Here is a 24,425-nt window from a genome sequence, read left to right as displayed (position 1 = left end):
TATATCCTTTAATCATTGGTAAACAACCCCGCCACATACCCTACACTCCTATCCCGCTTCCCCAACAGCTCCGGCTGGCAAATATCCATCAACGAGCAGGCTTTGCAGCGTTTGCTGTAGTTGGGTGGCGGGGTTTGGTCGCTGTTTAGGAGTTCGCGCACGGCGGCGATGGTGGCGAGTGTTTGGGCGCGCAGGTCGTATGAAAATACGACGGGGACGCGGTGGCGAGTTTGCATATACCACAGCGCGCCCTCAGAGACGATTTGCCCCGTCATTTCTTCCAAGCACAAACCTTGGGCGCAAAGCTGGATTTCGTCCATCGGATCGGGTTTGGGCTTGCCGCGTTTGTATTCCACGGGTTTCAGACGACCTGTTTTCGTGTCCACTTCCACCAAATCCAACACGCCGCTGATGCCCAGTTTCTCCGCCGACACATGCACCGTTCGCTCAAAGCGCACGCCCTTGCGCGTTTCCGGCTCGCCCGAATCCACCCGCTCATGCAACGCCTTGCCCTGCGCAGTCAGATAGTTCTCCGCCCACGCCTGCTCGTTATGAATCAACGCACATTGGCGCGGGCAGAAGGCGTAGTGTTGCAGGGCGGAAAGGGGAATCTGGCGCGTGTCCTGATTTTCCTTTTCTGCTTCTACAATACAAGCGGTCATCTTTTCAGACATTTTTACAAATATTCTTCCACACTCACGTCATTGAGACCGTCTGAAACCACGCTGATTTTGTAATCGCCAAAACCGCTTGCCGGCGTACCTGATTCGCCGTTTACGCGTTCGACTTTCACGGCGTCAAACAATTTATGTGCAGGCTGGCTGCCGAGTGCACTGTCGTGTTTGAAAACAATCAGTTTGCGTGCTGCCATTTCGCCACGGGCGGCGGAGCGGTCGTGTTCAAACATCAGTTGCAGTGCTTGCCAGAGTTTGGCTAAGTCGTCGTCTGAAAAACCGGTTTTGGCGGCAAGGTTGGCGGAGATAAAGCCGTGCACGCGGTAGAGCGCGTAAGGGACAATGTATTTGCGCCCCATGGTGCGTTCTTTTTCCAAGTCTTTTTCGTTTGTTACCGCCATGCGGGTGATGGAAACTTCCAGTGGCACAATCGGGTCGATGGATTGGGCGAACGCCAGTTGCACCGGGCCGCGCACTTGTCCGCTGTTGACTTCGGTGGTCATCACGGCGCCGAAGGTACGGATATCGAAGAAGTTTTTACACATCCAAGCGGTAATGTCGCGGGCTTTGGCTTCGTCTTTGGGCAGTTTTTTGGCTTCAGATTCAATGCCAAGTGCTTCATACGCGCGTTTGTTTTGCAGGTTTAACACGCTTTTTTCTTTGACGTAGATTTCGTAACCGGCTTCGTTTTCGCTGCTGATTTCGACAAAATTACGGATTTTGCGTTTCAGGCAGACATCGGTTACCAAGCCTTTGCTGGATTCGGGATCGAGGCGCGGCATATTGCCAGCATCGGGATCGCCGTTGGGGTTGCCGTTGGTTACATCAAAAAAGTAAACAAATTCATAGCGGTTTTGAATGGCAGACATTTTCTGGCTCCTTAGTTTTCAATAATTTCAGCGGTTTCTTTTTTAGCAAAATAGCTTTGTTTTTGGTGGTAATAGCCGATGGCAAAGCGGCCTTGCTCGTCAATGCTTAGATGGCGCGGAAAGATCTCGGGCAGTTTGGCAATGATTTCGCCCAAATCTTTATCCAAATTCACCGCCATGCCGGCTTTGTCTTTACGCAAACGCGACAAATGGTGTTTTGCACCCGACAAAAGACGCGGAAAAACGGAAAATGGCACGGCAGATGCAGAGCCGTAATAGCGGTCGGCGATACCGGCGTTTAATTCGCCCAACGCCTGATATTGAATGCGCTCCAACACGGCAAACAGCCGTCCTAAAAGATAGGCGCGATTCGGGCTTTCATTGTTCAAACTCATAGGAACTCCTTCTTCGATAAAACCTTTTCTAAAACGCCGCTCTAATACGGCTTTCATCATTGCTACGCGCAGACCGTTCACGTCGCCGTCGGCGCGAATTCGGGTAATCAGTTGCGACAGCAAACTTAAGGGATACGGCGTGCCGCAAATCACGGCGCGGGTCATTTCGCCTGCCAATACGGGCGAGATGTTTTCGCTTTTGCCCAATACGGCGGTTTGCAATAAGAGTCGCCAAATAGATGGTGGCGTTTTCCATGCGCAAGGCTCGATGGCTAAATCTTGCCAATGCTGCGCCAAATTTTTCGCCAGCTGCCCAAATGCAGTGTCCAGCCAAAACCGAACAGAAATCCGCGCGGCATTAGGGGCAAGCCCTAAGATGTAAAAACGGGTATTGGGAGAGAGTTCGGGCGCAATTTCTTGCAGCGGGCGACCTTTGCCGATTTGTTCCAATACGTTGAAAACTTTGGTGCTTTCTTGTTCGTCATCCGGCGGCGTGAACACGTGCGCGAAAAAGCCTTCGGCAGCCTGCACCGTGGCGTTATCATCCGCTTCCGCCCAAAAGACCGTGCTGGCATCGCCGATGGTCAAGCAGTGATTGTTTTCGCGACGCAACAGATAATTCAGCGCGGTGGTGTAGGCAAAGGCGGATTGTTCGGAAACAGGCGCATTTGCGCCTTGCTCCTTGCCGAACGAGGCAAAGGCTTCTTTGTTAAACGAAATAATCGAGCCACCGGAGCTTTGTCCGCCAAACACGCCTTTAATCGCCGGATGCAGCCGCGCAATCGGGGCTGTATCGCCACTAATCAAGCACAAGCCCTCAAGCGCCTCATCGCTTTTCAGGCAGCCTGCCCACAAGGTTTGTGCGGCTTCGCGTTTATGGATAAGTGCGGTCGGTTTTTCAAGAGAAAATGCAATGTTAGCATCCAGCATTTCGGCAGGCAGATTTGCGGCGGCAAAATGTGCAGGCTGCCAGTTTTGCAGAAAACGGCACAAGGCTTGCAAGCCTTCATCGTCGCTGTTTTGCAGTAAATCGAGATGGTATTGCTTAAAGGCGTCAAAGTTTTTTTCAGACGGCGTAAACGGTTTTTCTTTGGCTTCGGCTTTGTTTTTATTGGCTTCCACGCCAAGCGCGTAGGCGGTTTTATCCCACAAAAAATTCGGCTTGATGCCCGATGTGCGTTTTTCAGGGCGCGGCACGCTCATCAGCTTCGGCTGCGGCTTTTTATCGGCAGTCAGATTCGGCACAACGGTTTTCAGACGACCTTCTTTATCCAACACCAAAATCCAGCCGATTTTCTCCTCACTAAAGCCATAAGGCGGCACTTTCGGATTGCCCATGTCATCATTTTCCGCTGCCAAACGGCGGTAATAGCGGGCAAGGGATGCAAGAATCATGCTTTCACCTCCTCAGCGTAAAACGGCGGCACATCAATCACGCCATCTTTCATTTGTGCGCGGAAAAAATGCGGCGTGTTGCCGTGGTCAAAATCAATATCGTGCAGCATCCAGCCTAAATCGCGGTTTGCCTCGCTTTCCAATAACGCTGGCGGCGGCAGCGGCTCGCCCTCGTCAATCAACGCAAAATCGGCAGGGAATTCACGCACGCCCAAACAAGGCTGCTGAAAGCATTGCCCCTTTTTCGCACGGCGTTTGAACATCTCGATATGTTTGGTAACGGTCTCTCCCGCACCTGCTTTTGCCGTAAGCACCGCATGGGCTTCAATCACATAAGCCACGTCTTTAAGCACCGTCGCTGCGCGTTGCTGGCGGTCGTCTTCAATCAGCGTATATAAATCGGCAACGCTTTTACGCTTCATCGCGCCGCTGACCTTACCCGCTGAAATCTTGCCGCCCAACTCATTGCGCCGCACCGACTCAAACCGAATCGGCTTTAACACATAAATGCGGTCTATCACCCAGCGAATCGCCGGCTTCCAATGCACCGCCGCCAAAATCCCGCGCGCCGCCGACGGCGTGATGACATCATAAGAAACCCGCTCCACCTTCATCTCCGGACGGGTAAAACAGGCATAATCGCCCCAAACGTGTAGGCGGATTTGGTTCATTTGGTTCTCCTTTTGGTTGGAAAGTGCGGTTTCAGACGACGTTTTGAAACGTTAGCGAAAATGACCGCACTTTTGAATGATATTTTTATATATCTGTAATTTCTGCGAATCTCACTTCTGGAAGTGGATCATTCTTTGCCATTTCCAATATTCTTTTTAACTCCATATCATTATTTTGTTCTTTATTTAAAATATCTCTAGCTAATCTAACGCAAGCAGCGCGAACAAGTGAAATACTTACAGATTCTTGATTATATGGTGGAATTCTCTCGTAACTCGTACTATCAAAAATAACAGGAAGAATTTCACTTAGCGATTCAATATCTTCGTTTGAAAGATATTCTTTTTTATACATTTGATTAGCCGTCCAAAGAAGTGCTGCTAATCCTTGTTTTTGATTTGAACCAATTATATAAATCAATCGCTTAATTAATTTGTTTATAACTGGTGAATCTTGGAGCTTCCTCCAAGTAAGAAGAGCATAAGAGGTATATGCTAATTTATTAGATTCTATAGATTGAAAACCTTTCTTTATAGAACCTTCAACTCTGCTAACAAACATTTCATCTGATGCAGCAAAATATGGATACGCCATCAGAATTTCTGGTTTATCAAGTGCTATATGCATATCATACAACTTCTGGAAATTTTCTTCAGTTAATGCTTCTTTTGATAATGCAGGAACAATAGAACGTGCTAATACTTCACTAATTAATTCAGCCGTTTCAGAATTTATATCTTTAGAAAATCCTATTTCACTATTATCTTTTTCAGGCAATCTCCAAGAAGTTAATTTTTCAAAATAATTAAGAGCTCCTTCTTCACTTGGCAATTCCTTAACATTTTTTCCAAGTGCTGCATTAACAACATCCATTAAAAAATCCAATTTAAAAAAGTTTTCTTCTTTCTGTTCAAATAAGTATTCCCTAACTAATGCTTTTACAGACAAAGAATCCATGTTTGGCAATTCAAGTAGAACGTAATTAAGCAATCCTGTTTCAGGTATATTTTTATAATCAGGATTATCCCCCCATATATTTAATGCAATTTGTCTGCATTCTTTTTCGGTAAGAAACTTACTCTTTATTAAAGGTAATAGTCTTAACAATGCTGGAGCATTTTTAGAAGAATTTTTTTCTATGCTGTCTATAATTTCACCAATGCGTTTATCAATATCAATATTTTGCTTACGCTCACCCGGATTATCTATGACAGGATTAGCCCACTTACCATATTCATTTTTTTGAATTTCTGTTTCAAGTGGATAAGATAATGCATCAAGTAACACCTCATGTTGCTCAGCGTCAGGAATACTTTTAAGAGAAAATTTAATTAAGTCTTTAATTGAGTCAAATAGCCATAAGTGTTGTAGTTTATTATTCTGCCCTAAAGAAACTGCTAAGCGAAAAATTTGCTTAGCTTGTTCAGATGTTGCTCTTACAGAAATTCTAGCTAATACTTCAATAAAAACACGTAAGCGGTCAATTGCATGGCGTGCAATAGCGCTTATGCTCGATTGAGTCTCTAGCTTTTTAGACCAATATTCAATTGAAGATATAATTTTTTCTATTAAAAAATTAGCCTCGTCCTGAGATAAACACGCAATTTTAATTCTAGAAAATACTCTTTTTAAGACATTAGATGTCTCACTACTGGCGGCTCTAATAGCAAGAGAGAAACGTTGAGTATTATCAATTTCAGTTAATTCAGCAATTTTTGCAGCTGAATCGACAAGAAAATTTGTATGCTGCCAACGTAATGGTAGTCCAACAGTATTAGATATACCTTCTAGTAGAAGTAGTGGGTGCAATTCATTACTCCAAGTTACAGTCTTGGAGTTATCTTTGTAATGTCCTGGTTCAAATAAAGGCTCAATCTCTTGTTCTTGTTGCTTTGCTAATTTTTTGGTGATTTTTTCCTGCATGTGTTCTATGTAATCCCAAGGATCGCATTTAGATTCTTTATAATCAAAAGAGAAAATTCTAATTTTCTCTTCCAGTTCACTCAAGTTAACACCTCTAGCTAACCAGTATGCCCAAGCTAGACGAGAGAGCAAATAAATAGAACCATGATTGTTTCTATACTGCTTAAGTAAATCACTATATGCTTCACTTATTAAGTGTTTACCTTCTTCAAAATTTCCAAGCTCTGCAAATAAGGACGCCTTTTTTAACTTCCAAATAGGATCATTAGTGGTAATTTCTTCTGCATATTTCTCTAAAGCCGCATAATCAAATGAATCACGAGCTAAAATAGCGGAATAATAGGACAATTCGTTATCAATCTCTGTCCAATATTCTTTTCCTTTTTCCAATATACGTCTTGTTATTAGAATAATATCTTTACTTTCTGACTGTTCCATCCAACGTGTATTTTTCAATAACAGAAGCGCAATATCTAATTGTTGTTTCTTTGTTAAAAAACAAGGTTTATCAAGATCACATACGGTTAGCAATTCATTTACCAACCAATTTGGAGGAATTTCAAAAGTTACTTTGTAATGCCAAGCTATTTCATATAACAGCTTAGCTCTTGAATCTTTATTCATTCTTGACAAATTATCAGGATTAGGCCAAGGATCTGTTAATTGCATCTTTAGGGTAAATCTCAATAAATTTGGACATACCAACCACTCAGGGTAAGACAATCTATCCTTTTCCAAAGGAACTAATTGCCTTTCAAGGAGATGAGCTGCATGCTCATGATCTTGATAACGCCTATTTAGCTCTTCTTCTGTCATTTCTGTTCGACGTAGCTGACTTGGCTCCCATTCCCATGTATTCTTAGGTTTTAGTTCCTGCAAGGTCTGAAAAAATATTTCTGTGGCCTTAAAATGACGCATATCTGCGTCATCATAATCTTTAACCAAACTATATAAATCTATGGGTGCGATATTGAGCGACTCTAAATATTTCCGTTTTGAAGAATTTAATCCTAAAGCTCCAACGAGGTAAATCCGTCTAGAATGACTAGTTAAATGATCTCTAACCCAACCAGCCCACTGTAAGAAATTTGGGTCATCTCCAGAGAAACCCATTAGACATAGTTCATTTTCAATAAATACTTGCCTAGCAAAATTCACAAATGCTGCATATTGTTGCGGATATTTTCGATAATCTTCCTGAGTAAAAATCAAATCTTTAGTTACATCAATAGTGCCATGCAATTTCACGATACGAGGTGATCTTGCACTTGAAAGATCTTCCTGTTTTGAAACAATACTATATACAGGCTGATGAATTTCTTCTGAAGCACGTTCAAGCAAAGTATCCCAGTTTGTAGTCAAAACCTCTGACCATGGTAATTCTAATAAGGATTTATGTAGTTCCCCCGGTATCCAGGCTGAATCATTAATTTCCTTCTTGATTAAATCATGTAACGCTTGTTTACCGAAATATGCATTGTATTCTTCAGCTAGTCGTAATGGATCTGAGCTATTTGAACTCAATTCTTTAGTTAATAGTTCAGAAAAATTAAACCAAAGCGGAAGCTTTTTATTGCTATCTCCTGTTGTCGCAGCGCTTCTACTAAAACCTGCACCTATCATAATAGCTGCACCATGATAAGAGTTATTTTGTTGCCAAAGAGCAGAAGCAAGTTTTTTTAATTTTGTATAGTCATCAAGTTGTGTAATGTCTTTAGCCATTCTGAATTCCTATGTAATTATCTTCTCAATTAATCAAAATAATTTTCCTTAAAACACCAAACTCTCTCCCTTCAAAAACTCCGTATCCTCCCAAGAAAGCCCCGCCACGTCATCATACAAATCAAGCCCGATCAGCGTATAAAACTGTTTGCCGAAGTTTTTCTCGTTAATCGGTTCGATACGCCCTGCTTTATATAAAGCGGCAAGGGCTTTTTCGGGGATTTGGACGGTGTAGGGTTGCAGTTTGCGTAAGAGTCCGCCGATGTGGTCGGCGTGGTGCAGGCTGCTAATGAGGTTTTCGGCCTCACCATCGAATGGAATAATCAGCGGCTGCATGTGGCTTTCGATCATGCGGAATTTGTCGGCGATGGTTTGGAATGGGAAATCGAGGCTTTGCCCTGTATCGTTGTGCATTTTCAGGATTTTTTTATTGTCCAGTTCGCTGCCTTTTAATTGATAAAGCTCGGCAAAATAGGCGGCAACGGCTTGGGTAGATAAGAGGTCGTCTGAAAAGCTGTCGGCGGTCAGGCGCATAACGGCGGCTTGGGTGGCAAGTTCGGGCGGGGCTTTCCATTGTTCTTCGGGCGCGAATATCCAGACAAAGCTGTTTTCAGACGGCCTTTTGCCTTCGCGGTTGCAGCGTCCTGCGGCTTGGGCAACGCTGTCTAAACCTGCTTCGGCGCGCATCACCAGCGGAAAATCCACATCAACGCCGGCTTCGATTAAGGAGGTGGCGATAACGCGGCAGGGTTCGCCCTTTTTCAGACGGCCTCGGATTTCATCGAGCTTTTGGCTGCGGTGTTTGGCACACATTAAGGTAGTCAGGTGGAACGTGCCGTCAAGGTGTTTGGCTTGGTCGTACAGGCTGCGGGCGTGGCGGCGGTTATTGACGATGACGAGCATTTGCGGGTATTCGCCAAATTTGGCGAGCAGGTCGGCGTCGGTTTGTGTGCCGATGTGTTGCACGGTGGTGCGGCGCAGTTTGTCGAAAAGTGCGGTCGGTTTTGGGGCTATTTCGCGCACATTTTCAAAGCCGCGATAGAAACCGTTTTTGGCTTGCACGGCTGGCTGGGTGGCGGTGCACATGACGACACTACAACGGTAGTTTTGCGCCAATTCTTTGATGGCTTGCATGATGGGCAGCAAAAGATTGAGCGGCAGCATTTGTGCTTCGTCGAGGATGATGACGGAGCCTGCGATATTGTGCAGCTTGCGGCAGCGCGAGGAGCGGTCGGCAAAGAGGGATTCGAAGAATTGCACGGCAGTGGTCACGACAATCGGCACGTCCCAGTTTTCTGAGGCAAGGCGCAATTTGTCTTTGGTGGCCTCGTTTTGTAGTTTGCCGTCGTCGAAGGTGCTGTGGTGTTCCAACACAGCTTGTTCGCCCAATTCGCCAAAGGCTTTGCGGAATTCGGCGGCATTTTGTTCGATGATGCTGGTGAACGGGATGACGTAAATCACGCGCCGCATACCGTGCCGTTTGGCGTGTTCCAGCGCGAATGCCATGGAAGTGAAGGTTTTTCCGCCGCCAGTCGGCACGGTGAGCGTGAACAGCCCTTGCGGTTGTGCCGCTTGTTCTACGGCGTAATCGAGAATTTCGCTGCGCAGGCGGTTTAAGGCGGCATTACGTTTTTCGGCTTCGATTTGCTCTGAAGCTTGGGCGATACGTCGTCTGAAAGCGTTGATGAATTGATTGAAATTGTGTTGTAAGGCGTTTAAATCGGGATAACCGCCGCGCTCGCTGGCTTTGTTTTCTAGGTTTGAATAAAAGGCTTCGGTATCGAGATAATCGGCATCCACCAAGCAGGAATAGAGCATTCGGGTGAAGAAGGCGTAGGAGAAAAAAGGATGATGCGCGTCGGCTTTGAGTGGCGGTGCGGACAGGTTTTGAGGGAGCTTGATTTCTTGTTGCCACAGGTTATCAAGAGCGGGAATATCTGCACCAAATTGCAAGGCTAAACGCTGCTTTAAGGTGCGGCGGTTATCCCCTTCGCTGTTTCCATTTGCAAGCCCCGCATGATGCCCCGCAATGCAAAACGCCATCAGCTTGCCGATAACACCTCCCCAACGCTCGACTGCAATTTTGGCGCCGGCGGTAGCATGATCGACTGAGGAACTGCCGTGTAATCGACGGTCAAAGGCTTCTGAATATTTCCCTAAGTCATGAAGCTGTCCCGTCTGGCAGGCAATTTCCTGTGCACCAAATACCCGCGCAAACTCCGCCGCCATTTCCCCAACATTGACCGAATGGCTTTGCAAGGTTTGCCAATGTTCGTAAGGCAAGAGATTGCCGAATTTGTCTTGCGCGGAATGGGCGTAGTACAAAGGCTTAGCAGGCATAAAAATAATCCTTTATATTTATGATTATTATTTAACCTAATCTACTCCTAATCCTCTTTTAATTCAACAATGTTTACATTGATACATTTTGAGGTTAAATCATTCAAATTTTGAATAATATGATACTAATGACGCCCGCCAAATGGTGGTTTTGCAAACCAAATTACAATAAACAATCCTAAGAATCCCATAGCTGATAGCCAAAATATTTCATTTGCACCAATAATAAATCCTTGCGATGTTATTTGTTGGGCGAGGTAAGCTGAAGTTTGGCTATCACTTAAACCAAATTGATTCATTTGATGGTAAAAACTTTGGGAAATTGGGTTATAAGGATTAATGTGTTCTGTTAATTGAGTATGGTGAACAGCTTCACGGTTATACCACATAAATGTGGTTAAAGATGTTCCTACAGAACCCGCTAAAGTTCTCAAGAAGTTAAATAAGCTAGAGGCTGAAGCCATTCTATGCGCAGGTAAGCCAGATAACGTTATTGTGGTAAGTGGCATAAAGAAACAGGCCACAGCCAAACCTTGCACTAATTGTGGTAAAGCCACATCAGCAAAAGTCATTGATGGCTCGAAAGTCACCGCTCGCCAATAAAATGTTATTGCATATACAATAAAACTTATTGTCACTAAAACTCGCATATCGATCTTATAACCGAAACGCCCAATAATCGGTGAAAGCAAAATTGGGAATAATCCAACTGGGGAAGCCGCAAACCCAGCCCACGTCGCAGTGTAATGGAAGACTTGTTGTAGCAAGAGCGGAATTAATACCACAGAACCTAAATAAATCAAAAAGGCTAAACTAGTACATAAACACCCTACACTAAAATTACGAGAATGGAAAAGCGAAATATCTACTACAGGATTATCATCTGTCAATTCCCAAATAACCAAGGCAATCAGACAAACGACAGCAACAACGGCTAATATAATGATTTCATTAGAATTAAACCAATCTTGCTCACGCCCCTGATCAAGCATTAATTGCAAACATCCCACGCCTAAAACAAGTAGAATTAAACCGACTTTATCAATAGGTTGATGAACAATTTCACTTTCTCGGCTACCCAAAATCTTCCAGCTGATTAGCACAACTAATAAACCAATCGGAACATTGATAAAGAATATCCATCCCCAATGGATATTATCACTAATCCATCCGCCTAAAATTGGACCAAAAATAGGCGCAACGACAATAGTCATTGACCAAAATGCCAATGCCATTCCGCGTTTTTCTGGCGGGTAATTATTTAATAATAAACTTTGCGAAAGAGGAATCACAGGGCCTGCTACAGCGCCTTGAATGACGCGAAAAATAATTAAAGCCTCAAGACTATCTGCAATCCCACAGAGCCAAGAAGAGACAACGAATAAAAAAGTTGAAACTAAAAATAACCGCACTTCGCCAAAACGTTTTGCTAACCAACCTGTTATTGGAATAGAAATCGCATTTGCCACACCAAAAGAAGTAATTACCCAAGTACCTTGACTAAAAGAGGCGCCAAGATCGCCCGCAATAGTAGGAATCGCCACATTTGCAATGGTAGAATCTAATACCTGCATAAAGGTGGCGAGAGATAAAGCCAGAGTTAATAAAATCAGCGCACCACCTTGAATAGGTGGAAATTTTTTTGCGGAATTGTCCATAACGCCGCCTTAATGGCTGTTTTGCTGAATGATAGATTCAATCAAATCTTCTACCGCACTTTCATCATATTTAAGTGTATCAGTAGCAAATAAAGTTCTCGCTTCTGCTTTTTCTCGTAACATTGGGCCAGATGAATCTGAAATTCTCACTTTTACCGTTGCAGAAAGACCAATTCGTAATGGCGTTTCAGCAAATTGTTGTGGATCTAATTTAATTCGCACAGGTACACGTTGCACCACTTTAATCCAGTTACCCGTAGCATTTTGTGAAGGCAAAAGAGAAAACGCATTGCCAGTCCCCATTTCAATGCCATTTATCACGCCATCAAATTCTTTATTTTTACCGTATAAATCAAAATGAATTTTCACCGGCTGGCCAATGCGCATATTCGTTAATTGGGTTTCTTTGAAGTTAGCTTCTAACCACATTTGCTCATTAGATACCACCGCCATTAATGCGCCGCCCACTGAAACGGCTTGCCCAACCTGAGCATTACGACGCGCCACATAACCATCAATTGGGCTTCTAATTCTTGTACGTTGTAAATTTAACCAAGCCTGTTTGAGTGAATTCATTGCATTCTGTATTTGCGGCTGTTGACGTAATGGAACATTACTCAATAAAGCCTGATTAGCAGCCAATTGGTTTCTAGAGGAATTTAAATTTGCTTTGGAAAGCTCGACGGCCTCTTTTGCGTGTTGGAAAGATTCTTTATCAATTGCGCCCATTTTTTCAAGTTGAACTCGGCGTGCCAAATTGCCTTGTGCTTGAGCTAAAGAAATTTCATTAGCGTGCACAGCTGATTGTAATTGCTGCACAGTAAAACCTAACTGTTCTACCTGACGTACAGCATTGGCGAGATTGCTTTTTGCCTGTTCGAAACTAAGTTTCGCATTCGTATCATCCAATTCAACTAGAATATCACCTGCATGGACTTTATCCATATTGTCAGCATTAATCTTCGCTACATTTCCAGCAACTTGTGATGACACCATCACTTGATTTCCCCCCACATAAGCATCTTCTGTTTCTTCAAAATCCTTCAAGAAGAAAAACCAATACAAAGTACAAGTGATACTTAAAATAAGTAAAATAACGATAAAAATACCGAGACTTTTTTTACGTTTTGCCTGATTAGGAATATCAGATTGTTTAATTTCAGCCATAAATTAATCCTAAATTAGGAATCGCGCTCAAAATTAACTCATTAAAAAAATTTAAAGCTAATCTTTAAACGCTATGAAAGATCGAAATGCTTCATTATGAAACTTTATCAAAAGGAACTCAATATAGATAAAGTTTAAAATAGTTTTTTTGAATTGATTCAATAGATTTCAATCGTCAAAACCTTTTTGTATGATACCCAAGAAATTTATTTCAACCAAACGATTATTTACTTTACAAGGAGTATTCTATGAGTTCTCAATGCCCTTTTTCACATTTAAGTGGCTCTAATCTTACCATGGGTAACGGAGCCCCTGTTGCCGATAACCAAAACAGCTTAACAGCAGGACCTCGCGGCCCATTACTTGCACAAGATTTATGGCTAAATGAAAAACTAGCAGATTTCGTGCGTGAAGTAATTCCTGAGCGCCGTATGCACGCAAAAGGTTCTGGTGCTTTTGGTACCTTTACTGTCACACACGATATTACTAAATATACTCGTGCAAAAATTTTCAGTGAAATTGGCAAAAAAACAGAAATGTTCGCGCGCTTTACCACTGTTGCGGGAGAACGAGGTGCAGCAGATGCTGAACGTGATATTCGTGGTTTTGCATTAAAATTCTATACTGAAGAAGGTAACTGGGACTTAGTGGGTAACAATACCCCGGTATTCTTCTTACGTGATCCTCGTAAATTCCCTGATTTAAATAAAGCTGTAAAACGCGATCCTCGCACTAATATGCGTTCAGCAACGAACAACTGGGATTTCTGGACATTATTGCCGGAAGCGTTACATCAAGTTACCATTGTAATGAGCGAGCGTGGTATTCCAGCAAGCTATCGTCATATGCATGGTTATGGTTCACACACTTATAGTTTCTGGAATGAAGCTGGTGAACGCTTCTGGGTTAAATTCCACTTTCATACTCAACAAGGTATCAAAAATTTAACCGATGCAGAAGCTGCTGCAATCATTGCAAATGATCGTGAAAGCCACCAGCGTGATTTATATGAAGCAATTGAACGCGGTGACTTCCCTAAATGGAAACTATTTGTACAGATCATGCCTGAAGCTGATGCTGAAAAAGTGCCTTACCACCCATTTGACTTAACAAAAGTATGGCCGAAAAAAGATTATCCATTAATTGAAGTAGGTGAATTTGAACTTAATCGTAACCCAGAAAACTTCTTTGCTGATGTAGAGCAATCCGCTTTTGCACCAAGCAACTTAGTTCCAGGTATCGGTGCAAGCCCAGACAGAATGTTACAAGCACGTTTATTCAACTATGCCGACGCACAACGTTACCGTTTAGGTGTGAACTACCGTCAAATTCCAGTAAACCGTCCACGTTGTCCAGTACACAGCAACCAACGCGATGGTCAAGGCCGTGTTGATGGTAACTACGGAAGCTTACCACACTATGAACCAAACAGCTTCAACCAATGGCAACAACAACCTGATTTTGCAGAACCACCTCTTCGTATTAATGGTGATGCTGCATTCTGGGATTATCGCCAAGATGATAATGACTACTTCAGCCAACCACGTGCATTATTTAACTTAATGAATGCTGAACAAAAACAAGCATTATTTAATAATACTGCAGCGGCAATGGGGGATGCGCCTGACTTCATCAAATACCGTCATATCCGTAATTGTCACTGGTGTGATCCTGCATACGGCGCTGGTGTTGCAAAAGCATTAGGATTAACAGTAGAAGATGCATTAAAAGCTCGTGATACTGATCCCGCATTAGGACAAGGTGGATTGTTATAATTGTAATCAGTTTTTACTGATAAAGAAAAACGGAAGTGACGTGCTTCCGTTTTTTATTTGCCTATAAATTTAGACATGAAAATGATACAATCCGCAAAATTTTATAAAAAGGAACTATGAATGGCTCGTAAGAAAAAAACACGTCGCATCACTGATGTTATGCCAATCCGTAAAGCAGATAAGAAACCCGAAATCTCCAACTCTCGTCCAGGAAAAAAACTCACGCGTTATGAATTAGATGCCAAAGCACGTGAAGATAAGAAAAAACGAAAACATAAAGGTTTAGCATCAGGTTCTCGTCATAGCGCAATAGAAGACAAAACGAACAAAATCCAACAAGAAATTAAAGATCCTAAAATTGGTAGCAAGAAAAAAGTACCATTAATTGTGGAATTTGTTAATAAACCAGAAAAAGGACAAACGATTCCTGTCGTAAAACAGGCGAAAAAGTTAGATCCAATGCAAGAGCTTGAAAAGCTTGAAAATAATGAGATTCTGAATGAATTATTAGATGCCTTAGATGAAGGTAAAGCAATTACCAAAGCAGATCAACAATTTGTGGATGAATGTCTCGAAAGAATTGCCGAATTAATGGAAGAACTAGGCATAGAAGAGGAAGACGAAAACGAAGATGATTTATACCGCACTTTTGAACGTATTGATATTAATCAATTTAGATAATCTATGATTTGGATCATTATTTTAAGTATTGTTGCACTTATTGTTGTTATAGGGTTAAGTGGATATGCAATTCGTTTACTAAAACAGCTAAAACAACAAAACATTATGATAGCTAAATCCAAAGCGATAAGGGAAGCCCGCTTAAAGGAAAGTATTGAAATCATTGCTCGAGCAATGCAGTCTGGCGAATGTAATCACTCAGAAGGTGTAATTCGCCTTACCATGTTATTAATGCCCTTTGGTAAAACGCTTACTCCATACCCAAGTATGGCGCAATTACATGAAATCGTACATAACATGCCAACTCATGATGCTCGCAAACAATTAGAAAAAAAAGAAAGAATGCGTTTAGATTTAGCACGTGAAAGAGCCGAAGCCAAATTTGAACACGAAATTAAAGAAGAATTACGTCAGTTTTTAGACGATATTAAACAGATTGGAGTGATTTAATGTCAGAAATTATTTGGGATAGCGCACTTATTCAAAAATACAACCAATCAGGCCCGCGTTATACCTCCTATCCTACAGCCCTAGAATTTAATGAAAATTATACTGAGCAAGATTTTGAAGCCGCCGTAAAACGCTACCCAAATCGTCCGCTCTCTTTATACGTTCACATTCCTTTTTGCCACCAGCTCTGCTATTTCTGTGCCTGTAATAAAGTGATCACTCGCCATCAACATAAGGCTGATATTTATTTAGATTACCTTGAAAAAGAAATTAGTGCGCGCTCTGCATTATTTAAGCATCGTCTCGTTACCCAAATTCACTGGGGTGGCGGTACCCCCACCTATCTGAGTGAAATCCAATCAGCTCGTTTAATGGCAATGCTAAAAAAACATTTTACAGTATCTGAGACAGCTGAAATTTCAATTGAAATCGATCCTCGTAGAATTGAACTTTCTATGCTTGATCATCTACGTCACATTGGTTTTAATCGCATGAGCATGGGTGTACAAGACTTTAATAAAGATGTGCAAAAAGCGGTAAATCGTGAACAAGATGAAGATTTTATTCATACATTGTTAGATCACGCTAGAGAATTAGGCTTTCAATCAACTAACCTTGATTTAATTTATGGTTTGCCATTACAAACTGTAGAGAGTTTTATGTTCACTCTTGAAAAAGTAATTGCACTCAATCCAGATCGATTAAGTGTCTTTAATTATGCGCATTTACCAAGTCGCGTACCTGGGCAAGCAAAAATTAAAGAATATCAACTGCCCGCGCCAGAAACAAAACTAACCATTTTGCAAAAAACGATCGAAACACTAGGTAATGCAGGTTATAAATTTATTGGTATGGATCACTTTGCTAAACCCCATGATGAACTTGCCATTGCGCAGGATCAAGGCGTATTGCACCGAAACTTTCAAGGTTACACAACGCAAGAAGAATGTGATTTATTAGGGCTTGGCGTGTCTTCTATTAGCTTATTGGGTGATACTTACGCACAGAATGAAAAAGACTTAAAGCGCTATTATGCCCTCATTGAAGAACAAGGCAATGCTCTACATAAAGGCTTAGCATTAACACAAGAAGACTGCTTACGTCGTGATGTTATTAAACAATTAATTTGTAACTTTAAACTCGATTTCTCACCGATTGAGGCGCAATATAACATTCAATTCACCACTCACTTTGCTGAAGATTTAGCACTATTAAAACCATTAATCGATGATGAGCTTATCAAACTCACGCATACAGGTCTCCAAGTTTCGCCAAAAGGAAGGCTATTAATTCGTAACATCTGTTTGTGTTTTGATACTTACTCACGTGAAGCAGCAAAACGTCAGCAATTTTCAAGAATAATATAACACAAAAGTGCGGTAAAAATTTTACCGCACTTTGTCATTTATGGATGCAACAAATTATAAATATTCCTTTTAATGCTTGTACTGATATTAAATAACTCTCTTGCAATCACTGTTTTTAATGTCTTAATTTTCTTCTGCTTTTCAAAAATAGTTGATTCAATTTCATAATCTGCCTCTAAGCAAAACGGTACAATTGCATAAGGTGGGACTTTATTTTCAAAAAAGCGATCCATTGTAACATCTACAGTTAAATACCATTCTTGGCTTTGCGCTAAAAATTTCTTAGCCGCTTTAGGTGTTAAATAATAACCTGTCGCACCAATAAAACCTTTACTAAATTGATAAACAGAGAAATGCCCAAAATCCGCCACTAATTTTCTTTTATTTTTTAAACGATCAGGCTGTAACCAAAAAAATTCAAAGGTATTTTTCTCACTATTAATAAAATCAAGCACGTCTAAAAAATTATCTTTAAACTTAGCATCATCTTCTAATACAATAATTGGACTATCTAACTCAACACATTTTTCCCACATTGAATAATGGCTAGCATAGCACCCTAGTTGATTGAGCGTGAGTGGATACCCTTTCACATTCAGTCTCTTCTTCTCATTATAACGTTGGAATAAGGGGTGATTCGGATTTTCTTTTCCATTAATTGCCTTAAAGAAATGAATAGCCTGTTCTGTGTTATCCAAAAATAATTGATCAAACTGAGCCTGCATATAAGCCTTACGATCAGTAGATTTTTCTAGGTTAATAATATAGATCTGTAATTTTTTCATTTTAGTCTTTTTAACTTTCTTATTAAATATCTGACATGATACCATACTGAAATAAATTTATTACCATCCTTCCAAAAGTATTTAGATGCTTTTTTCAACCCTAATGTTGTATCAATATTTTCAAATTCTTGCTTTTTCCAAAATGATCTACTTTTATAATAATTATAGATTCTATTATAGCCAGATATCGACCAAGGTTTATGAGGTCCAATAAAATGGACTAAAGAAACTAATTTACATTCTTCATAAAAATCTTCCCTAGATAGTTTTAACCATTTTTGGTAGTTAAACTTTTCTGATAAAAATACAACAGAACTATTATTTAATATCAGATTCAGTACATCCTGATCTGGATAAACATAAGAACTCATACCAATTAAACTAAGAAATTTCTCTGTGATTTTATTATTAACCCATTCACTAGTATTTATATACATTACTCCAGAATTAAAATATGTTGATTCTTTCTTAAATCCTAATTCATATAGCCTATATAAATGATATTCTTCTATTGTATCAGGTACAGCTGCTACAACCTTTTTAGATAAATTAGTAGAAAATATTTCAGATATAGCTCCAACACATATAACATCTGTATCTAAATACAGAAAAGTATCTACTTTCCTATGTAAAATATAAGGGATAAGCAGCCTATAATACATACCTTTTGAAAAATGTTGAGTCGTTTGCAACCCCTCAACAATACTATCGTTTAACCAGTAAAAGAAAATATTTATATTTTTATATGGCAATGATCTTATTCTGTTTAAATCTAATATATCAATCTCATTAACAAATATATGAAAATTATACTTCTCATGAATGTTATTCTCTAAAATTGATAATATTGATATACCGATATATTTAGAATACTTAAAATCTGATGAGAATACTATATTATTATGATTATTATTATGATTAATAACCAAATCTAATCTTTTATTAACTAATTTAATATTACTAAACATAATCTATCTAAATGGTACTATATATTTTTTTCTCTTTCTCTTATATAAGAGTCTCTTAGGTTTGGTTATTAATCGAAAGAGATGTTCTATTAATGTTTTCTTTGAATTCTTAACTTTATTACCTTTTAATATTTTATAACGTTCATCTTCTAACTGACTATATAAAACACTTTTACTCTTTTTCCATTGTAATTCTTGAATACTTATAGCTGGTATCATTTGGTAACTATATACATTATCTAAATTCAGAAAATCTCTAAATGCCAAAATATCAATCGCATCAATATCATCCGATGTAAGCATGGACATTTGCCTAAACAAACTGATAACTGCATTTTTGGATATAACGTATGCAGCTAATCCATACTGCTCTTCGACTAATTTTAAAATCAATCTACTCTTAAATGATGAGATCTTTACATTTTCACATTTGGCTGGCTTCAAAAAAGTTTCAAATCTCAAAATAAAACTATCATCTGAAGTAAATCGCTCCTTTAACCATTCATCTTCAGCCAAAAATGAATAAGCATCTTCACCTAGCAATACATCATCTTCAAAAATATATATATAAGGAAGGTTTTCATCTATGCATTTTTTCCATAGCATATAATGACTCATAAAACACGCTTTCTCCCCTTCTGAAAGTTTAGCATGAGCAAGATTTGGTAAATAAGTTTGAATGAGTTGATTAAGGCACTCTGATGGGGTTATAGCGTCATAGAACTCAAAAGGAATATGATGTTTCCCAAATTCTTTGATGATATGTTCACGACGTTGAGAAGCAGATGAAAGGCTTATAACATAATTGGTATGCATAGGTATTTCTTATTCAATTTAGATTTATCTATTTTATACGTTCTTCGGATAAAACAAAACCCCACCGTTTGGCAGGGTTTCGAAGCAAGTTCAAATTATTTTGTGCTTGGAATTTTGAAACGGCTGTTAAAGCGTTCAACACGACCGCCAGTATCCACAACACGTTGTTTACCTGTGTAGAATGGGTGGCAGTTACCGCACACATCAAGGTTGATATCTTTACCTAAAGTTGAACGAGTTTTGATCACGTTACCGCAAGAGCAGGTTGCCGTGATTTCTTTATATTCTGGGTGAATACCTTGTTTCATAGAAAACCTCAAAATGAAGCCACGCCGCTATAAGAACTTTCTCCCTACACCGCGTGAATGAATAATACGCCATATTTGGCACCAAATAGACTGCGAATTATACTGAAAAAACATAGATAAACAAGCCCCATTTTAGTGTAGAATCAAAAACATTCTTAACAAAGCTTTTCCTTATGCAAGCACAATCTTCAATCCATACTTCTTTTGCCAAATCTGTTTTGGCTTGGTACGACAAATTCGGGCGTAAGAATTTGCCTTGGCAACAAGATAAAACGCTCTATGGCGTATGGCTTTCTGAAGTAATGCTACAGCAAACACAAGTAGCCACTGTTATACCTTATTTTAAGCAATTTATAAAAATATTCCCCTCTATTACCGCACTTGCTAATGCATCACAAGACGAAGTCTTACATTTATGGACAGGCTTAGGCTATTATGCGCGTGCACGTAACTTACATAAAGCAGCCCAAAAAGTGCAGGATGAATTTAATGGGAATTTTCCAACTAATTTTGAACAAGTATGGGCATTGCCTGGCATAGGGCGCTCCACAGCGGGTGCTATTTTATCTTCCGTTTTAAATCAACCTTACCCCATTTTAGATGGTAATGTAAAACGTGTACTTGCCCGATACTTTGAGGTGGAAGGCTGGAGGGGTGAAAAAAAAGTGGAAAATTACCTGTGGCATTTAACTGAACAAGTCACGCCTGTAACACGCGTTGCTGACTTTAACCAAGCGATGATGGATATTGGTGCAATGGTATGCACACGAACAAAACCAAAATGTGAACTTTGCCCTTTAAATGAGGATTGTTTGGCGAATAAACATGAAAGTTGGGATCAATTTCCAAATAAAAAACCTAAAAAAACCCTACCAGAAAAAGAGACCTATTTTTTAATATTATCAAACAAAGGAAAAGTTTGGTTAGAACAAAGAGAAAATTCGGGGTTATGGGGAGGATTATTTTGCTTTCCTCAATTTGAGGATAAATCAACGTTATTGAACCACCTCATACAAGAAGGTATTTCCCATTATCAATCCTGGCCAAGTTTTCGACATACTTTTAGTCATTTTCATTTAGATATTCACCCAATTTACGCAGAAGTTAATGATAATTTACATATTGAACAAGAAAACGATGATTGGCGTAAAATCACGGAAAACCCAAAAGAATATCAATCAAATCTATCCAGTGCGGTCAAATATTGGTATGATCCGCAAAATCCTGAACAGATCGGGCTTGCTCAACCGGTAAAAAATCTTTTAATTCAATTTGTAAGGAATCATTATGGCAAGAACAGTATTTTGTGAATATCTTAAAAAAGAAGCAGAAGGTTTAGATTTCCAGCTCTATCCTGGTGAACTCGGAAAACGTATTTTTGATTCAATCAGCAAACAGGCTTGGGGAGAATGGATCAAAAAACAAACGATGTTGGTTAATGAAAAAAAACTCAATATGATGAATACCGAGCATCGTAAATTATTAGAACAAGAAATGATCAATTTTCTGTTTGAAGGAAAAGATGTGCATATTGAAGGTTATGTTCCACCATCAAATTAATTGACTGTAACACAATGAAAAAGTATTTATTATTAGCATTACTGCCTTTTTTATATGCTTGTAGCGACTCTCCGAACCGCAGTATTAATTACGATGAAGCCTTTGCAAAAGATACACAAGGTTTAGACATTCTTACTGGACAATTCTCACATAATATTGATCGTATTTGGGGTGTAAATGAATTATTAGTGGCCAGCCGTAAAGATTACGTAAAATATACCGATTCTTTTTATACACGTAGCCACGTAAGTTTTGATGAAGGTAATATTGTCATTGAAACACAACAAGACCTTAATCGTTTACATAATGCAATTGTTCATACTTTATTAATGGGAGCAGATGCAAAAGGAATTGATTTATTTGCCTCAGGTGACGTTCCCATTAGCTCTCGTCCGTTTCTTTTAGGACAGGTGGTAGACCACCAAGGTCAGCAAATTGCAAACCAATTTATTGCAAGTAATTTTGCAACTTATTTGATCCAAAATAAATTACAAACACGCCGCCTACAAAATGGTCATACCGTGCAATTTGTTGCAATTCCTATGATTGCAAACCACGTGGAAGTCCGCGCTCAGAAATATTTACCATTAGTTCGTAAAGCCTCTGAACGTTATGGCATTGATGAAAGCCTGATCTTAGGTATTATGCAAACAGAATCAAGCTTTAACCCTTATGCAATTAGCTATGCAAATGCTATTGGTTTAATGCAAGTTGTTCCACGCACTGCGGGCCGTGATGTATTTGCTATGAAAGGGAAAAGTGGGCAGCCATCAGAGCGTTATTTATACGATCCAGCAAATAATATTGATTCGGGCGTCTCTTATTTATGGCTTCTTCAAAACCAATATTTAGATGGCATTACCAATCCGACATCAAAACGCTTTGCTATGATTTCTGCTTATAATAGTGGTGCTGGTGCGGTGTTGCGTGTATTTGATAATGATAAAGATGAAGCGATTTATAAAATCAATCAAATGTATCCGGAACAAGTTTTCCGCATTCTGACAACAGCTCATCCATCTGCTCAAGCACGAAATTACCTATTAAAAGTAGATCAAGCACAGAAAAAATTCCGTGTAAGACGATAAGACAGCCCTTTAGTCATAACTAAATGCTCGTTGAACCATTTCAACGAGCATTTTTTTATAAAAAGATGACTGTAAAATGAATAGGTAAGTTATGAATTTTAGTTGTTTTAATAAACACTTTGATGATTAACTATCCAAACAAAACAGTTTTTTCATTTTTTTTAAATTTAGTTATTGACCGACTCTCGAAAAAATAGTTTAATACGCTCCGTTGTCAGGCAGCAGCCGATAATGATAACGCCTCGATAGCTCAGTCGGTAGAGCAGGGGATTGAAAATCCCCGTGTCGGTGGTTCGATTCCGCCTCGAGGCACCATTTCCTCCTTAGTTCAGTCGGTAGAACGGTGGACTGTTAATCCATATGTCGCAGGTTCGAGTCCCGCAGGAGGAGCCAAATTCTAGAAAGCCGCTAAAGAAATTTAGCGGCTTTTTGCTATCTTTTATTTTTTAAGGGTATACAAATGAAAAAATTTTTTGCATTTATAGGTCTTGCTGTATTTGCCTCTTCCACTTTTGCAACAAATCCTATTAATCTTCGTGACGAAATGATGATTATGTCCCAACGTTTGGTATTAGCATCAAAAGCCTCTTCATCAGAAGAATTCCAAAATAACATAAGCGCATTTATTAATGCTGCCGAACACTCAAAAGTAACCATGCCGACAAAATGGAACGGAGATCAATCTCAATTTCCTGGTTATCAACAAGGTATTCAAAAAGTGATTGATGTAGCCACAGAAGCCTCCAATTTAGCTAAAGAAGGCAAACTTGACGGGGCTAAAACAAAGCTATATGAAATGTCAGAATTACGACAAATGTACCATAAGTTATATAAGTAATAAAATGTAACGTTTTATTATAAAAATTCACCGCACTTCTCTTGAAATCCCCCCTATAATGGTGTTAAATCAATACATATTATGGGGTTATATATCTAAACTATGTGTCAATTACTCGGAATGAACTGCAACACACCAACGGATATCGTTTTTTCTTTTGAGGGATTTCGTCGTCGTGCAGGGTTAACAGATTGCCATTCTGATGGCTTTGGTATCGCTTTTTTTGAAGGGCGTGGCGTACGTGTTTTTCGTGATAATCATCCTGCAAGTAACTCGCCTATTGCAGATTGCGTCAAACAATACAAGATTAAATCACTAAACGTTATTGCTCATATTCGTAAAGCAACTCAAGGTGATGTTAATATCGAAAACACCCATCCTTTCATTCGTGAAATCTGGGGGGAGAACTGGGTATTTGCGCATAATGGTAATTTAAAAAATTTACCTGATATGAGTAACTACTTTTTACAACCTATTGGTTCTACTGATTCTGAGGCTGCTTTTTGTTATTTAGCAGAATATCTCAAAAATACCTACCGCCAAAAACCTAGCGAAATGGAAGTTTTTGAGGCAATTCAAAAAGTGACAAAAGAGCTGGCTCAACACGGTACATTCAACTTTATTTTATCCAATGGTGAATGGATGATTGCTCACTGCTCCACTAACCTGCATTATTTAATGCGAAAAGCGCCTTTTGGAAAAGCACATCGTATTGATGACGACGGCGTCATTGATTTTAGCGATTATGCGAAAGAGGGCGATAAGGTAAACATCATTACAACCTTTCCACTTACCAAAGATGAAACCTGGACAAAAATGGAAAATGGCGGATTTGTTTTTTTTAAAAATGGAGATAAAATCGCTGAAGTCATCGGTACACCCAAAGCAGCAATTGATGATGGCACATTAGGTAATAGAACAATCTAACTATTTTCTAGTCAGAATAAAAGTGCGGTTAAGTTTCATTGATTTTA

At 39.8% G+C, this 24,425-nt stretch carries 21 protein-coding genes and 2 tRNA genes; 11 read left to right on the top strand and 12 right to left on the bottom strand.

The genetic code is table 11. The features are described 5' to 3' along the window. Window positions 1-8: 8 nt before the first annotated feature. From cas4 to C3V42_RS05420, 8 genes are all read right to left on the bottom strand, one after another. Complete coding sequence (gene cas4, locus C3V42_RS05455; RefSeq protein WP_106014313.1) at window positions 9-662, bottom strand: CRISPR-associated protein Cas4; 654 nt, start codon at window positions 660-662, stop codon at window positions 9-11. A gap of 14 nt (window positions 663-676) precedes the next feature. Beyond that, window positions 677-1,543 (bottom strand): type I-C CRISPR-associated protein Cas7/Csd2, encoded by an 867-nt coding sequence (gene cas7c / locus C3V42_RS05450; RefSeq protein WP_106013918.1) that lies wholly within the window; start codon window positions 1,541-1,543, stop codon window positions 677-679. An 11-nt stretch (window positions 1,544-1,554) separates the two neighbouring features. Then, window positions 1,555-3,333: a type I-C CRISPR-associated protein Cas8c/Csd1 gene (cas8c, locus tag C3V42_RS05445; protein WP_106013917.1), complete on the bottom strand. Its 1,779-nt coding sequence runs from the start codon at window positions 3,331-3,333 to the stop codon at window positions 1,555-1,557. After that, window positions 3,330-4,004 carry a type I-C CRISPR-associated protein Cas5c gene (gene cas5c / locus C3V42_RS05440; protein ID WP_106013916.1) on the bottom strand — a complete coding sequence of 225 codons (675 nt, stop codon included), beginning with the start codon at window positions 4,002-4,004 and terminating at the stop codon, window positions 3,330-3,332. Before cas5c ends, cas8c begins: the two co-directional genes overlap by 4 nt. 85 nt (window positions 4,005-4,089) lie before the next feature. Further along, window positions 4,090-7,650 (bottom strand): SIR2 family protein, encoded by a 3,561-nt coding sequence (locus C3V42_RS05435; RefSeq protein ID WP_106013915.1) that lies wholly within the window; start codon window positions 7,648-7,650, stop codon window positions 4,090-4,092. Between the two features lie 48 nt (window positions 7,651-7,698). After that, complete coding sequence (locus tag C3V42_RS05430; RefSeq protein ID WP_106013914.1) at window positions 7,699-9,990, bottom strand: CRISPR-associated helicase/endonuclease Cas3; 2,292 nt, start codon at window positions 9,988-9,990, stop codon at window positions 7,699-7,701. Between the two features lie 125 nt (window positions 9,991-10,115). Beyond that, window positions 10,116-11,648 carry a DHA2 family efflux MFS transporter permease subunit gene (locus C3V42_RS05425; RefSeq protein ID WP_106013913.1) on the bottom strand — a complete coding sequence of 511 codons (1,533 nt, stop codon included), beginning with the start codon at window positions 11,646-11,648 and terminating at the stop codon, window positions 10,116-10,118. A 9-nt stretch (window positions 11,649-11,657) separates the two neighbouring features. Further along, window positions 11,658-12,815, bottom strand: a complete 1,158-nt coding sequence (locus tag C3V42_RS05420) for an EmrA/EmrK family multidrug efflux transporter periplasmic adaptor subunit (protein WP_106013912.1) — start codon at window positions 12,813-12,815, stop codon at window positions 11,658-11,660. 248 nt (window positions 12,816-13,063) lie between these two features. Between C3V42_RS05420 and C3V42_RS05415 the strand changes: the two genes are divergently transcribed. The 4 genes from C3V42_RS05415 to hemN all read left to right on the top strand — a co-directional run bounded on the left by C3V42_RS05415 (window position 13,064) and on the right by hemN (window position 17,088). After that, window positions 13,064-14,590: a catalase gene (locus tag C3V42_RS05415; RefSeq protein WP_106013911.1), complete on the top strand. Its 1,527-nt coding sequence runs from the start codon at window positions 13,064-13,066 to the stop codon at window positions 14,588-14,590. A gap of 120 nt (window positions 14,591-14,710) precedes the next feature. Next, complete coding sequence (gene yihI, locus C3V42_RS05410) at window positions 14,711-15,271, top strand: Der GTPase-activating protein YihI (RefSeq protein WP_106013910.1); 561 nt, start codon at window positions 14,711-14,713, stop codon at window positions 15,269-15,271. A gap of 3 nt (window positions 15,272-15,274) precedes the next feature. Then, entirely contained in the window at window positions 15,275-15,721 is a 447-nt protein-coding gene (locus tag C3V42_RS05405) for a DUF2489 domain-containing protein (RefSeq protein WP_106013909.1), read from the top strand. After that, window positions 15,721-17,088, top strand: a complete 1,368-nt coding sequence (gene hemN, locus C3V42_RS05400) for an oxygen-independent coproporphyrinogen III oxidase (RefSeq protein ID WP_106013908.1) — start codon at window positions 15,721-15,723, stop codon at window positions 17,086-17,088. The genes C3V42_RS05405 and hemN overlap by 1 nt, the downstream gene beginning before the upstream one ends. Window positions 17,089-17,126: 38 nt before the next feature. Here the strand turns inward: hemN and C3V42_RS05395 are convergent, their stop codons facing one another. The 4 genes from C3V42_RS05395 to rpmE all read right to left on the bottom strand — a co-directional run bounded on the left by C3V42_RS05395 (window position 17,127) and on the right by rpmE (window position 19,965). Beyond that, the gene (locus C3V42_RS05395; RefSeq protein WP_106013907.1) at window positions 17,127-17,873 is read right to left on the bottom strand and encodes a glycosyltransferase family 25 protein; all 747 of its coding nucleotides are present in this window, start codon (window positions 17,871-17,873) and stop codon (window positions 17,127-17,129) included. After that, window positions 17,870-18,841 carry a glycosyltransferase family 8 protein gene (locus C3V42_RS05390; RefSeq protein WP_106013906.1) on the bottom strand — a complete coding sequence of 324 codons (972 nt, stop codon included), beginning with the start codon at window positions 18,839-18,841 and terminating at the stop codon, window positions 17,870-17,872. Before C3V42_RS05390 ends, C3V42_RS05395 begins: the two co-directional genes overlap by 4 nt. A 3-nt stretch (window positions 18,842-18,844) precedes the next feature. Continuing rightward, the gene (locus C3V42_RS05385) at window positions 18,845-19,657 is read right to left on the bottom strand and encodes a glycosyltransferase family 25 protein (RefSeq protein ID WP_106013905.1); all 813 of its coding nucleotides are present in this window, start codon (window positions 19,655-19,657) and stop codon (window positions 18,845-18,847) included. A gap of 95 nt (window positions 19,658-19,752) precedes the next feature. After that, the gene (gene rpmE, locus C3V42_RS05380) at window positions 19,753-19,965 is read right to left on the bottom strand and encodes a 50S ribosomal protein L31 (protein WP_005625828.1); all 213 of its coding nucleotides are present in this window, start codon (window positions 19,963-19,965) and stop codon (window positions 19,753-19,755) included. 173 nt (window positions 19,966-20,138) lie between these two features. Between rpmE and mutY the strand changes: the two genes are divergently transcribed. From mutY to C3V42_RS05345, 7 genes are all read left to right on the top strand, one after another. After that, window positions 20,139-21,275 (top strand): A/G-specific adenine glycosylase, encoded by a 1,137-nt coding sequence (mutY, locus tag C3V42_RS05375; RefSeq protein WP_106013904.1) that lies wholly within the window; start codon window positions 20,139-20,141, stop codon window positions 21,273-21,275. Beyond that, a complete protein-coding gene (locus C3V42_RS05370) occupies window positions 21,253-21,525 on the top strand; it encodes an oxidative damage protection protein (protein ID WP_048952712.1) in 273 nt (90 codons plus the stop codon). Before mutY ends, C3V42_RS05370 begins: the two co-directional genes overlap by 23 nt. A 14-nt stretch (window positions 21,526-21,539) precedes the next feature. Beyond that, entirely contained in the window at window positions 21,540-22,613 is a 1,074-nt protein-coding gene (mltC, locus tag C3V42_RS05365) for a membrane-bound lytic murein transglycosylase MltC (protein ID WP_048952711.1), read from the top strand. Between the two features lie 239 nt (window positions 22,614-22,852). Further along, window positions 22,853-22,928, top strand: a tRNA-Phe gene (locus C3V42_RS05360). A gap of 2 nt (window positions 22,929-22,930) precedes the next feature. Then, window positions 22,931-23,006 (top strand) — tRNA-Asn (locus C3V42_RS05355). A 67-nt stretch (window positions 23,007-23,073) separates the two neighbouring features. Continuing rightward, window positions 23,074-23,451, top strand: coding sequence for a cytochrome b562 (locus tag C3V42_RS05350; RefSeq protein WP_106013903.1), 378 nt, complete (start codon window positions 23,074-23,076; stop codon window positions 23,449-23,451). A gap of 102 nt (window positions 23,452-23,553) precedes the next feature. Continuing rightward, on the top strand, window positions 23,554-24,378 hold the full coding sequence (locus C3V42_RS05345) for a class II glutamine amidotransferase (protein WP_048952709.1): 825 nt from the start codon (window positions 23,554-23,556) through the stop codon (window positions 24,376-24,378). Window positions 24,379-24,425: the final 47 nt, after the last annotated feature.

This window comes from Haemophilus sp. oral taxon 036 (assembly GCF_002998595.1).
Classification (GTDB): domain Bacteria; phylum Pseudomonadota; class Gammaproteobacteria; order Enterobacterales; family Pasteurellaceae; genus Haemophilus; species Haemophilus haemolyticus_K.
The sequence above is the reverse complement of the archived record's forward strand: the minus strand, read 5'-3'. Positions and strand labels throughout refer to the sequence as shown.